General features: G+C 73.6%; 11 protein-coding genes. 6 read left to right on the top strand and 5 right to left on the bottom strand.

Features of this window, described 5'->3' with window-relative positions; translation table 11 throughout:
- Positions 1–162 precede the first annotated feature (162 nt).
- Positions 163–672, bottom strand: coding sequence for a DUF1707 domain-containing protein (locus tag AB0I21_RS19235; protein WP_360562775.1), 510 nt, complete (start codon positions 670–672; stop codon positions 163–165).
- A gap of 184 nt (positions 673–856) precedes the next feature.
- Between AB0I21_RS19235 and AB0I21_RS19230 the strand changes: the two genes are divergently transcribed.
- Both AB0I21_RS19230 and AB0I21_RS19225 read left to right on the top strand, forming a co-directional pair.
- Positions 857–2704, top strand: a complete 1848-nt coding sequence (locus AB0I21_RS19230; protein WP_360562773.1) for a histidine kinase — start codon at positions 857–859, stop codon at positions 2702–2704.
- 70 nt (positions 2705–2774) lie between these two features.
- Entirely contained in the window at positions 2775–3440 is a 666-nt protein-coding gene (locus AB0I21_RS19225) for a response regulator transcription factor (RefSeq protein ID WP_344502876.1), read from the top strand.
- Between the two features lie 476 nt (positions 3441–3916).
- On the opposite strand, the gene AB0I21_RS19220 is transcribed toward AB0I21_RS19225, so the two are convergent.
- Positions 3917–5335: a GH1 family beta-glucosidase gene (locus AB0I21_RS19220; RefSeq protein ID WP_360562771.1), complete on the bottom strand. Its 1419-nt coding sequence runs from the start codon at positions 5333–5335 to the stop codon at positions 3917–3919.
- A gap of 92 nt (positions 5336–5427) precedes the next feature.
- Positions 5428–5634: a hypothetical protein gene (locus AB0I21_RS19215; protein WP_360562769.1), complete on the bottom strand. Its 207-nt coding sequence runs from the start codon at positions 5632–5634 to the stop codon at positions 5428–5430.
- A 128-nt stretch (positions 5635–5762) separates the two neighbouring features.
- Between AB0I21_RS19215 and AB0I21_RS19210 the strand changes: the two genes are divergently transcribed.
- From AB0I21_RS19210 to AB0I21_RS19195, 4 genes are all read left to right on the top strand, one after another.
- A complete protein-coding gene (locus AB0I21_RS19210) occupies positions 5763–6737 on the top strand; it encodes an LLM class F420-dependent oxidoreductase (RefSeq protein ID WP_360562851.1) in 975 nt (324 codons plus the stop codon).
- Positions 6738–7553: an SDR family oxidoreductase gene (locus AB0I21_RS19205; RefSeq protein WP_360562767.1), complete on the top strand. Its 816-nt coding sequence runs from the start codon at positions 6738–6740 to the stop codon at positions 7551–7553.
- A complete protein-coding gene (locus AB0I21_RS19200; RefSeq protein ID WP_360562765.1) occupies positions 7550–8179 on the top strand; it encodes a nucleoside/nucleotide kinase family protein in 630 nt (209 codons plus the stop codon). Before AB0I21_RS19205 ends, AB0I21_RS19200 begins: the two co-directional genes overlap by 4 nt.
- An 88-nt stretch (positions 8180–8267) precedes the next feature.
- On the top strand, positions 8268–9479 hold the full coding sequence (locus tag AB0I21_RS19195; protein ID WP_360562763.1) for an alginate lyase family protein: 1212 nt from the start codon (positions 8268–8270) through the stop codon (positions 9477–9479).
- Positions 9480–9481: 2 nt separating this feature from the next.
- Here AB0I21_RS19195 and AB0I21_RS19190 read toward each other — a convergent pair whose 3' ends face one another.
- Entirely contained in the window at positions 9482–11695 is a 2214-nt protein-coding gene (locus AB0I21_RS19190) for a transglutaminaseTgpA domain-containing protein (protein ID WP_360562761.1), read from the bottom strand.
- Positions 11689–12843: a DUF58 domain-containing protein gene (locus AB0I21_RS19185; RefSeq protein WP_360562759.1), complete on the bottom strand. Its 1155-nt coding sequence runs from the start codon at positions 12841–12843 to the stop codon at positions 11689–11691. The genes AB0I21_RS19190 and AB0I21_RS19185 overlap by 7 nt, the downstream gene beginning before the upstream one ends.
- Position 12844: the final 1 nt, after the last annotated feature.

Genomic DNA, 12844 nt, shown 5'->3' with positions numbered 1-12844 from the left:
TGACGGCGCCGTTTCGCTGCTCCCCGCTTGGCTGCTCCCCGGCCGGACGCCGCGTCGGTCGCGGCTCCCCGGCTTCACAGCGCCGTTTCGCTGCTCCCCGGCGCCGGTCGCGGCCGCGGCGGGGCGCTGCGCTGGTGGCGACGCCCCGCCGGGACGGCTGGCTCAGCTCCAGCCGTGCCGGTCCGAGGCGGCAGCCCACGGCCCATGACCGTGGCCGTGCACCCAGTGCCGCCGCCCCCACGTCGGACCCCCCGACCACGGCGCGCCACCCGACGCCGCCCACCGCCGCCAGCGGGCGTGCCTGAAGACGCTGAGCACCAGGAAGAACAGCGGGATCGCGGGCCAGAAGAAGTGCGCGCCCGACAGCGCCCACAGCCCGGTCAGCGCGACCGCCACCAAGGCCACGAACGCGCCGTGCCGTGCGAGGTGCCGCCGGCCCTGCCGCAGGAACTCCGCCTGCGTCTCCGGCAGCTCGAACAGCCCGCGCCGCCCCCCGTCGGGCAGGTCGGCGGTCACCGGCGGCAGCTCGTCGCGGAACTTCGCCGCATATACCTGCGTGAGCCGCTCTTCGCCCTCCTCCAGCGTGAGCCGCCCCTCCGTCATCCCGGCCCGCACCATGTTCGCGTACTGCTCGCGCTCCTTGTCGGAGGCTCGCACCCGATCGCCGGCCATCTCGGCCCCCTTCCTTGTTGCTCTCAGCCTGCCGCTGACCGCCGCCACGCGCGTCGCACCTGTGTCGTGTCGTCCTGTACTTCCCAGGTCGCACACCAGCCGCCGACGTACGACCCAGGGAGTACGTGACCGCGCGACCTGAGTGCGACGCCGCTGGTCCCGGCGCTGGACTACCTTGGGCGATGTGAGACGACGACCGCCCTGGACCCGGGAGCTGCGCGAGGCGCGCGACGCCCGGCACGCCGCGCGGCTCGCGCACCGCATGGAGTCCATGGAGCGCCACGGCCGCAGGCGATGGGGCGGCGGCCCGCACCCGGCGGCGATCGTCATCGCCATGGCCCTCGTGCAGGTCCTCGGCACCCGCGCCGCGGCCTATGGCTCGACCGGCCCGCACGTCCTGGACGGCACCGCCTATCTGTTGCTGCTCGCCGGCCCCATCGCCCTCGCGGTCCGCGAGCGCTGGCCGCTGGTCTCCCTCGTCGGCGCGCTGGTGCCGACCGCCGCCTACTTCAGCATGGGCTATCCCGACGGCCCCGGGTTCGTCGCCGCGATCGTCGCGATGTTCACCGCTCTCGCCTCGGGCTATCGCTGGCTGACCTGGGCGGCCGTCGCCGCCGCGTTCAGTGTGTTCGCCGTGCTGGTCCGCGGCGACGAGTCGCTGCCCCGCGTCATCCTCATCGGCGTCTGGTGCCTCGTCATCGCGGGCTTCGGCGAGGCCGCCCGGGTGCGTGGCATGCGTTACTCCCAGATGGCCCGCGACTGGTCCGCGCAGCAGCAGGTCGCCCGCGCCGAGGAGGAGAAGGCCCGCGCCGAGCAGGAGCGTCGCCAGGCCAGCGACGAGCGGCTCCTCATCGCCCGTGAGCTGCACGACGTCATCGGCCACCACCTGTCCCTCATCAACGTCCAGGCGGGCGTCGGCCTGCACCTGATGGACGAGCAGCCCGAGCAGGCCAGGGTCGCCCTCGCCGCCATCAAGCACGCCAGCGCCGAGGCGCTGCGCGAGACCCGCTCCGTCCTCGCCGGCCTCAACCCCGCCGGCGCCGCCCCCCGCACGCCCGCCCCGGGCCTGCGCGACCTCGACCGCCTCGCCGAGGAGGCCCGCGCCGTCGGCCTGCCCGTCACCGTCGACACGACCGGCGTGCCGCGCCCGCTACCACCCCAGGTCGACCGCGCCGCGTTCCGGATCGTGCAGGAGGCCCTGACCAACGTCCGCCGCCACGCGGGCCCCGGCGCCTCCGCCACCATCGCCATCGGCTACACCCCGACCGAGCTCACGCTCCACATCACCGACGACGGCCACGCTCAGCCGCCCACGCCCACCCAGCCGCCCGCAACCGTTCAGTCGCCCGCGACCGCCAAGCCGTCCGCGCCTGCGAGCGACTCGCCGCCCGTGACCCGCTCGCTGAGCGCAGCCGGCACATCGACCGTCGTCGGCTCGTCGATCGCCGGTCCCGATGGGCGCAGGTCTCCGTCGAACGCGACGAAGAAGGGTGCGCCGGATTCCGTTTCCGGGTCGCCTGGCGCCGCTGATGCTGCATCCACGGGCGGGGAAGCGAGCGCGCCGGCCCTGGTCGGAGTGGGGCCCGAGCAGACCGCCGGCACGACACAGGGCGACCCGGTCAGTGACCGGCTCGGCGACGGCGGCGACGGCGATGACGAGGGCTCCGTCCAGGTCGGTGCGGGCGCAGGTCCTGCCCGAGCTGGTGCAGGCGTGGGTTCCGTCCAGGCTGATGCGGGCGTGGGTTCTGGCCAGGCGGGTGTGGGTGCTGTTCAGGCTGGTTCGGGTGCGGGTTCCGCGCAGGTGGGTGTGGGTGCTGTTCAGGCTGGTTCGGGTGCGGGTTCCGCGCAGGTGGGTGTGGGTGCGGGTGCCAACGCGGGCGCTGGCGGTGGTTCGTCGGTGCGTAGTGAAGGCAATGGCATCGCGGGGATGCGGCACCGGGCGGCGGCGTTCGGGGGGTCGCTGGAGGCCGGGCCCCGGGCGGGTGGTGGGTTCGCGGTGGTCGCCAGGATTCCCGTTCGGGAGCAGTCATGATCCGGAATGGTTGTTGCGGTCAGGGCGACGAGAAGTCTTCCGGATCATCGGTGGTGGGGGAGGGGGACGGGTGATCAAGGTTCTGCTGGCGGATGACCAGGCGTTGGTGCGGGCCGGGTTTCGGGCGTTGCTCGATGCGCAGGCTGACATCGAGGTGGTCGGGGAGGCGGCGGACGGGGCCGAGGCGGTGCGGCTCGCGGTGCAGACGCGGCCTGACGTGGTGTTGATGGACATCCGGATGCCGGTGCTCGACGGGCTTGAGGCGACGCGGCAGATCGTGGCCGATGCGCGGCTGGCGCAGGTGCGGATCGTGATTCTGACGACGTTCGACCTGGATGAGTACGTGTTCGAGTCGCTGCGGGTCGGGGCGAGTGGCTTTCTCGTCAAGGACACCGAGCCGGTCGACCTGCTGCGGGGGGTGCGGGCGGTCGCGGGCGGGGACGCGCTGCTGTCGCCGGGGGTGACGCGGCGGCTGATCGAGGAGTTCGCGAGCAGGTCGCGGGCGCCGCTGGCGCCGATGTCGCTGGCGGTGCTGACGGATCGGGAGCGGGAGGTGATGGCGCTCGTCGGAGCAGGACTGTCCAATGAGGACATCGCGACGAGGTTGTTCGTCAGTCCGGCCACGGCGAAGACCCACGTCAGCCGGGCGATGATCAAGCTGGGGGCGCGGGACAGGGCGCAGCTCGTAGTGTTCGCGTACGAGGCAGGCCTCGTCAAACCGGGCTGGCTCGGCTGACGCGAACCAGAGCTCAGCGCCCGAACCGGCACAGGACCCGAGCCGCGTCACGCCCGAGCAGGAGGTCGCGCCCATGACTGCTCCCGAACGGGAATCCTGGCTACCACCGCGAACCGACCACCCGCCCGGGGCCCGGCCTCCAGCGACCCCCCGGAACGCCGCCGCCCGGTGCCGCATCCCCGCGATGCACGCCCGAGCCGGAGGTCGCGCCCGAGCCGGAGGTCGCGCCCGAGCCGGAGGTCGCGCCCGAGCCGGAGGTCGCGCCCGAGCCGGAGGTCGCGCCCGAGCCGTGTCGCTCGAACCGGCACAGGGCCCGGGTCGCGTCACGCCCGGGTCGCGTTACGCACGGGCCGCGTTACGCACGGGCCGCGTTACGCACGAGCCGGAGGTCGAGCCCAAACTGGAGGTCGCGCCCCGAGCCGGAAGCAAAGCCGAACCTGCGGCCAGGTCCGGACCCAGTGCGGACCGGGCCGGGGTCAGATGCCGTTGCGGGCGATGACCTGCTGGTACCAGTCGGCGCTGGCCTTGCGGTGGCGTTGCTGGGTGGAGTAGTCGACGTGGATGAGGCCCCAGCGTTGGGTGTAGCCCTCGGCCCACTCGAAGTTGTCCAGCAGGGACCAGACGTGGTAGCCCTCGAGCCGCACGCCCTCGCGGATGGCCCGGTGGGCGGCGGTCAGGTGGTCGCGCAGGAACGTGATGCGGTCCTCGTCGTCGGTGGGGTGGACCGAGGGGATGCCGTTCTCGGTGATGGTGAGCGGGATGTCGCCGTAGTCGCGCCGGATGCGGGTGAGCAGGTCGTAGAGGCCCTGCGGGTACAGCTGCTGCCAGCTCGCCTGGGACGTGGGGTGCTTCTGGACGCGGGCGCCCGTCGCCGTGACGTAGGCAGGGTTGTAGTACTGGACGCCGAGGATGTCGCTCTTGGTGCCGATGACGGCCAGGTCGCCGGCGTGGATGGCGGCGCGGACGGGGGCGTCGGCGGGCTGGGTGGCCAGCCAGTCGTCGGGGTAGCGGCCGAGCAGGACAGGGTCGAGCCAGCGCCGGTTCTCCTCCGCGTCGCCGATGACCGCCTGCTTGCGGGCGGCGTCGGAGTCGTCGGCCGGGTACACGGGGGAGAGGTTGAGCGCGGCGCCGATGCGGCCCTTGCGGCCGGTGGCGCGGAATGCCTGCACCGCCAGGCCGTGGCCGAGCAGGAGGTGGTGGGCGGCGACGTTGGCGACGCGGCGGTCGCGGACGCCGGGGGCGTGGACGCCGGCGGTGTACCCGACCTCGGTGACGGTCTTCGGCTCGTTGAGGGTCAGCCAGGTCTGCACCTTGTCGCCGAGGGAGTAGCAGACCATGGAGGCGTAGTCGGCGAACCACGACGCGCAGTCGCGGTTGGTCCAGCCGCCCGCCTCCTGCAGCGCCTGCGGGGTGTCCCAGTGGAAGAGGGTGACGAGCGGAGTGATCCCGCGCGCGAGGAGGCCGTCGACGAGCCGGTGGTAGAAGTCGAGGCCCTTGGCGTTGACGGTGCCGCGGCCGGTGGGCAGGACCCGCGGCCACGAGATCGAGAAGCGGTAGCTCTTCAGGCCCAGGTCGCGCATGAGGTCGAGGTCCTCGTAGCTGCGGTGGTAGTGGTCGGCGGCGACGTCGCCGGTGCCGCCGTCCCTGGTCCGGCCGGCCTCGTGGCTGAACACGTCCCAGACCGACGGGCCCCGGCCGTCCGCCGTCGCGCCGCCTTCCACCTGGTACGCCGACGTCGACGCACCCCAGGCGAACCCCTTCGGGAAGGCCAGGCCGGCCGGCGCGGCGGACGCCGACGGGGCGGAGGCGTCGGTGGACGGCGTGCGCCGGCGGGTCGAGCAGCCGGCGGTCACGGCACCGGCGGCGGCCAGGGTGAGCACGTGACGCCGTCGCATGCCGCAAACGTATCTCGCCCGTGCACGCCGAGGGCCGCCCCCGCGAACAGCGCGGGAGCGGCCCAGAGCAAGCACCTGGAGCGGAAGCGCGATCAGTCGGCGAGCGCGACGAGGCCCTGCGCCCAGCGGAAGTACTTGTTGGTGCCCAGGTCACGGACGGTCTTGATGCCGAACGCGGCCAGGAGCTTCTCGGCGTCGCCCTCGGTGACGCCGGCGATCGCGGTGACGGGGGCGTCCGCGATCTCCTGGGCGCTCTTGCCTTCCCATTCCTTCATGAGCTTCTTTTCCAGACCCAGCATGAGGTTGCTCCTTCTCGATCGGGTCAACGCGGACCAGTGTGGGAAACCAGCGGAAGGCTACCCGGCCCTCTCGCTTGCCACACGAGCCGTGTCACGGAGATGATCGGTTGATGACCAGCCAATGGGGGCTGACGGTGCCGCTGACCGGTGTGCCGTTGCCCGAGCACGCGGGGTTGCTGCAGGCGTTGCCGGATCTGGGGTTCACCGACGTCTGGTCGAGCGAGGTCTCCGGCACGGACGCGTTCACACCCCTGGCGCTGGCGTCGGTGTGGTCGCCGCGGCTGCGGCTGGGCACCGCGATCGTCCCGGTCTTCACTCGCGGGCCCGCGCTGATCGCCATGCAGGCCGCGGCCCTGGCCGAGGCGGCGCCGGGGCGGGTCGCGCTCGGCATCGGCGCGTCGTCGCCGGTCGTGGTCGGCGACTGGAACGCGGTGCCGTTCGAGCGGCCGTACGAGCGCAGCCGGGACGTGCTCCGGTTCCTGCGCACGGCGCTCGCCGGCGAGATGGTCGACGGGGCGTTCGACACGTTCCAGGTCAGGCGCTTCCGCCTCGAACGGCCGCCGGTCACGCCGCCGAAGCTGCTGCTCGCCGCCCTGCGGCCGAAGATGCTGCGCCTGGCGGCGGCCGAGGCCGACGGCGTGGTGCTCAACTGGCTGTCGGTGGAGGACGTCGCGACCGTCCGCGCCGAGCTGAACAGCAAAAACAGCGAGAACGGCGAGAAGGAGGTCGCGGCCCGCATCTTCGTCTGCCCGACGGAGGACGAGCAGGTGGCGCGGGAGACCGCCCGCAGGCTGATCGCCGCGTACCTGACCGTGCCCGCGTACGCCGCGTTCCACCGCTGGCTCGGCCGCGGCGAGGTGCTCAAGGCGATGTGGGACGCGTGGGCCGCCAAGGACCGCAAGGCGGCCCTGCGGGCGATCCCGGACGAGGTCGTCGACGCGCTGATCGTGCACGGCAGCCCGCGGCGGTGCCGGGAGCACGTCCAGCGGTACGCCGACGCCGGCGTCACCACCCCGGTCATGGCGCTGCTGCCGACGCCGGAGCTGGCGGCCGGCGGCCCGGAGGTCCTGCTGGACACGCTGCGCGAGCTGGGGGCCCGGTAAATGGAGCTCAAGGACAAGGTCGCCGTCATCACCGGCGCGGCCGGCGGCATCGGCGCCGCCCTGGCCCGACGGTTCGCCGCGGAGGGCGCCGCCGCCCTGATCCTCGCCGACCTGGACGGCGACGCCGCCGAGGCGCTGGCCGGCGAGGTCGGCACGGAGATCGGCACGGAGACAAGGGCGGTCGCCGTCGACGTCACCGACGAGAACCAGGTCGCCGAGCTGGTCGCCGAGACCGAGGAGCGCTTCGGCCGCGTCGACCTGTTCTGCGCCAACGCCGGCATCCTCACCGGCCAGGGCCTGGAGGCGTCCGCGGAGACGTGGGCGCGGACCTGGGCGGTCAACGTCCAGTCGCACATCTACTCCGCGCGCGCCGTGCTGCCGGGCATGCTGGAGCGCGGCGAGGGGTACCTGCTGCACACCTGCTCGGCGGCGGGGCTGCTGACCGCGGTCGGCGACGCGCCCTACGCGGTCACCAAGCACGCGGCCGTGTCGTTCGCGGAGTGGCTGTCCATCACGTACGGCACGCGGGGGATCAAGGTCAGCGCCCTGTGCCCGCAGGGCGTCGACACGCCGATGATGCAGGACGGGCTCGCCGCCGGTCACATCGGCGCGAAGGTCACCGCCGCCGGAGGGGCGGTCCTGCCGCCGGAGGAGGTCGCCGCGTCCGTCGTGGAGGGGCTCGCCGCGGAGCGGTTCCTGATCCTGCCGCACCCCGAGGTCCAGAAGTACTACCTGCACCGGGCGAGCGACACCGACCGCTGGCTGGCCGGCATGCGGGGGCTCGCCGCGAGCCTGCAGGCAAACGCGGAAGCATGAGAAGACCCGACGTCCTCAGCGAGGCGCTCGAGGTCATCAAGCCGTTCGTCCGCCAGCAGGAGGGGCGCACGATCATCGGCATCTGCGGGCCGCCGGCCGCCGGCAAGTCGACGCTGTCCACGGCCCTCGCCGCGGCGCTGGACGGCAGCGTGGCCGTGCCGATGGACGGGTTCCACCTGTCCAACGCGGAGCTGGACCGGCTCGGCCTCGCCGACCGCAAGGGCGCCCCGGAGACGTTCGACGCGGCCGGGTTCGTCCACCTGCTGCGGCGCCTGCGGGCCGGCGAGGAGCTGGTGTACGCCCCGAGCTACAGCCGCACGCTGCACGAGTCGATCGGCGGCGTGATCCCGGTGCCCGCCACCGTCCGGGTCATCGTCGTGGAGGGCAACTACCTGCTGCTCGACGAGGGCCCCTGGGCGGCGGTGCGGGACCTGCTGGACCTGGCGCTCTACCTGGACGCGCCCGACGACCTGCGGCAGGACTCGCTGGTGCGCCGGCAGCTGGCGAAGGGCCTCGACCTGCACGACGCCCACGACTGGGTGGAGCGCAGCGACGAGCGCAACGCGGCCGTCATCGCCGGCACCCGCAACCGCGCGGACCTGATCCTGACTCGAAGCGCGGCTTAAGTCTTCCTGTGCACGATTGACCCGCGCCGATCGAGCAGCGACGGTTAGGCAACCTGACTTACAGTTGTCCAACCGAAAGAGGAGCGCCATGCGCAGACTCGTCCTCGGCGCCGCCGGGCTCGCGGTCGCGATCGCGGTGGCCGGCACCACCTACGCCGTCGCCGCCGTGACCAAGCAGCAGGCGACGACCGGCCCCGGGGCCGCGAACGTGGCCGCCGCCCCGGCCACGTTCGCCCACCCGGGCGTCTTCGTCAGCCGCGCCCAGCTCGACTTCGTCCGCGGCAAGGTGCAGGCCGGCGCGCAGCCGTGGAAGGCCGCGTACGACCAGATGATGGGCAGCCGCTACGCGTCGCTGTCGCGGACCCCGAAGCCGCGGGCCGTCGTCGAGTGCGGCTCCTACTCCAACCCCAACTACGGCTGCACCGACGAGCGCGAGGACGCCCTCGCCGCCTACACGCTGTCCCTGGCCTGGTACGTCACGCGGGACAGCCGGTACGCCACGAAGGCCATCGCGATCATGGATGCCTGGTCCGCCACGATCAAGGACCACACCAACAGCAACGCGCCGCTGCAGACCGGCTGGGCCGGGTCGAGCTGGCCACGCGCCGCCGAGATCATCCGCTACACCTACCCGTCGTGGCCCGACCAGGCCCGGTTCGGCACGATGCTGCGCACCGTGTACCTGCCGAAGCTCATCAACGGCTCCAGCAGCAACGGCAACTGGGAACTGTCCATGATGGAGGCCGCGATCGGCATCTCCGTCTTCCTGGAGGACCGCACTAGCTGGGACAAGGCCATGGCGAAGTTCCGCGCCCGGGTGCCCGCCTACCTGTACGTCACCGCCGACGGCGCCCTGCCCAAGGGCATCGGCAGCATCGACACCCGCACCGAGATCGTCAACTACTGGCAGGGGCAGAGCACGTTCGTCGACGGGCTCTCCCAGGAGACCTGCCGCGACTTCACCCACACCGGCTACGGCATCTCGGCGATCTCGCACATCGCGGAGACCACCCGCATCCAGGGCCAGGACGTGTACCCGGAGATCGCCGACCGGCTGCGGCACGCGCTCGGCTTCCACAGCAGGTACCAGCTGGGCGAGAGCGTCCCGTCGTGGCTGTGCGGCGGGAAGCTGACGCTCGGCCTCGGCCCGGTCACCGAGGTCGGCTACAACGCCCTGCACAACCGGATGGGCATCGCGATGTCCAACACGCAGCGGCTGACGGAGCAGTCCCGCCCGGCCGGCAGCAACAACCTGTTCGTCGCGTGGGAGACCCTGACCCACGCGGACAACCCCGCCTGACGCTACTTCCAGAACAACGGGCGGGGGTCGAGGCTCCACCGCAGCCGGCGCCAGAACCCCCGCCTGGCCCGCAGCTCGTCGACGTAGGCGACGGCCTGTACGGTGGCCCGGGCGGCCTGCTCCTGCGAGACGCTGCCCGCGAAGGCGAACGCCACGGTGTTGACCAGCGCCGCGAGGTCGTCGACGGGCGGCGTGGCGGAGCGGATCGTGGCCACCCCACCGGGTTTGGAGTGCGCGCGGCCGGTGGCGGCGGTCGCCGCGTATCCGGCCACCTCCGACGCGGACAGGTGCGGCGGCGCGGGCCGGCCCGCGAGGCGCAGGCCCGTCAGCACCTCCGCCCAGGCCGCCTCGACGCGCTGCTCCGGCGTCCCCCTGCCGAGTCGGCGACGGCGGCGGGTCCGGCGGGCCAGCGGTACCGACGCCGCCAACGCCAACAGGGCCAGCAGCAGCGACCCGGCGGTGACGGTGACGGCCACCCCCGACGAGCGCCGGGGCCCGGCCTCCGTGGAGGGCGTGACGCTGGGCTTCGGGGACTGCGGGGCGGCCGAGTCCGACGGCGCCGGCACCGTCTCCGGCGGCGGCTGCGACGCGGGCGGCTTCGGCCGGAAGTCGTCCTCGGTCGGGCGCTGGACCGTGTCGGCCTTCGGCATCGGGTCGAACGGCTCCCACACGCCGTTGAACAGCACCTCCGGCCACGCGACCGCGTCGCCGCCGCGGACCTCGTTGCGGCCCGGCTCGACGCGGAACCCCACGGCGAGCCGGGTCGGCAGGCCCATCAGCCGGGCGAGGACCGCGAACGCCGCCGCGAACTGCTCCGACGTGCCCTTCTGCCCGCCGGCCTGTTTGGGGCCGAACAGGAAGTACTCGACGTTGGGGTAGGCGTGGCCGCTGGGCGCGTCGCCGACGACCTTGTAATGCTCCGACAGCCAACCGACGATCGCGAACGCCTTCTGGTACGGCGACGACACGCCCTCCCCGAGGTGCCGGGCGAGCTGCGCGATCGAGTCGGGGACCTTGCCGGGCAGCGCCAGGTGGCGGGCGACGGCGTCGGTGTTGGGCACGTCGGCGACCTGCATCGCGTTCTCGTCGGGGCGGTGCACGCGGGACACGACGCTGTACTCGAGGCCGGGGCGCAGCCCGTCGGACAGGATCATCGTGCCGTCGCTGGTGTCGACGGCGACCCGGACCCCGTTGACCTCCTCCGGGGTGGCGATCCCCGGCAGCAGCCGCCCGTCGAGGTCGGCGATGCGGAACGCCTGCCGGACCTGCGGGTCGGTGAGGACGGGCCTCGCCGCGACGACCCGGCCGGCGTTGCGGTAGGTGGCGCCGACCCGCCAGGTGACGCCGTCGTAATCGTTGAGGACGGCGAGGCGGATCGGCGGCGGCGCGTCGGTGCCGGTGACCTCCACGTCGAACAGGTGCTGGTCGTGGTTGAGCGCCCAGCCCGACAGCCGGACCAGCGGGCTCTCGTCGAGCGAGTCGAGCTGCGGCGGGGTCACCATGTTGCGCGGCTCGACGGGGCTGGTGCCGACCTTCGCCGCGACGCTCGGCCCGAGCAGCTGCGACAGCGCGACGATCGCGGCCAGGCCCGCGACGGCCCCGGCGCCCACCCGGAGCCTCAGCGTGCGCAGCTGGTCCGCGCTGACCCGCTGGTCCTCCGTCGGCGGCCGGTTCGACACGATCAGGCCCAGCACGGCGAACCCGGAGTAGGCGAGGGGCACCCAGCCGGCGGCGGAGCCGTTCGGGCCGACGAGGTACAGCGCGCCGCCGAACAGCACCGTCGGCGGCGCGTAGGACAGCAGGACCCGGTGGTAGCGGATCCCGAGCTCGCCGGCGGCCAGCCCGGCGAGCCAGGTCAGGATCACCGGCAGCAGCACCGTGTCGGGCTGCGGCTCGATCGGGATCAGGGCGAGCAGCAGCCGGGGGATGCTGTTGCGCAGCGCCTCGCGCAGGGCGGGGACGCTGCCGTCGACGCCGGCCGCCGCGGCGGAGACCCGCATGGCGAGCAGGACGGCCCCGGTCAGGCCGAGGACGCTCAGCGGCGCCGCGCTCCAGGCCGGCAGGCGCCGGGCGGCGAAGCTGATGCCGACGGAGCCCGCGGCGGCGCCGGCCATCAGCTGCAGCAGCAGCGGCCCGTGGTAGATCGGTGCCAGGGCGAACGCGGCCATGACCAGCATGCCGAGCAGCGCCACGGCGATGAGGAGGCGCCTCACCATGCGCCGACCCCGTCCCACGCGGCGGCGAAGTCGGCGCCGTCGGCCGGCGACAGCACCCGCAGGCCTTCCAGCGCCGTCGGGACCTCGCCGTCCTCGGTGCCGAACGCGCCGGCGACCAGCGACGGGTACGCGGCGCGCAACGTCCCCACCCGGCCGAGGTCGGCGACGCCGCCCGGCCCGGTCAGGTAGACGAGCGTGTCGCCGGCGCGGCGGGTCCGCAGCTGCGCGACCGTCGCCGGCAGCTCGTCGGTCTTCCGCAGGGTCGCCTCGGCGAGCAGGTCCAGGTAGGCGCGGGTGTCCTTGCCCGCCGCGAACCCGCCGCCGGCCAGGCGCAGCGCCACCGGCAGCTCCTCCCGGAACGCGGCCATCACGATCGACGCCGCCGCCTCGCACGCGGACTCGAAGAGCGCGCTCAGGTGGGCGCGATCGGCGTCGGGGTAGGCGGACAGCCGGTCGTCGAGCAGCACGACCAGGCGCGGCAGGCTGGTGTCCAGGTGCTCGCGGACCATCAGCTCGCCGACCCGCGCGGTCGTGCGCCAGTGCACGTGCCGCAGCTCGTCGCCGACCACGTACTCGCGCAGGGTGTCGAACGTGATGCTGCCGTGCGGCACCTTGTCGACCCGACCGTCCAGGGACCGCATGATCCCGGTCGGCACCGCGGTCAGGTGGTGCACGGTCGGGTACACCCACACCTTGCTGACCCCGCCGTAGCCGCGGGCCAGGGTGAGCAGCCCGAGCGGGTCGCGCCGCACCACCCGCAGCGGCCCGACCTCGACGACGCCGCGCCGGTCCGTCGGCACCGGGTAGGTGGCGGTGGTCGTGCCGCCCGCCTTGAGGCGCAGCAGCGGCACCGGCACGGTCGCCGGGCCGCACCGGTCGTGGGCGATGAGGGTCGCGCCGCGCAGGCGGCTGCTGTTGCCGACGGTGAGCGTCACCGTGCTCGACTCGCCGCGCATGACCCGGTCCGGGTCGACGGCGCGGGTCACGGTCAGCCGCGGCCGCCACCACACGTACGCGAAGCCGAACAGCACGGCCGCGACGGCGGCGGTGCCGACGACGGTGAGCTGCGCGTACTGGAACACGAACCCCACGGCGAGCAGCACCGGCGCGGCCACGGACAGACCGGCCCCGCGGGAGGTGAGCCGCATC

The sequence above is a fragment of the Dactylosporangium sp. NPDC050588 genome (assembly GCF_040654975.1).
In the GTDB taxonomy this organism is placed as follows: domain Bacteria; phylum Actinomycetota; class Actinomycetes; order Mycobacteriales; family Micromonosporaceae; genus Dactylosporangium; species Dactylosporangium maewongense.
Note: the sequence above shows the minus strand (reverse complement) of the source record. Positions and strands in the feature narration are given on the sequence as shown.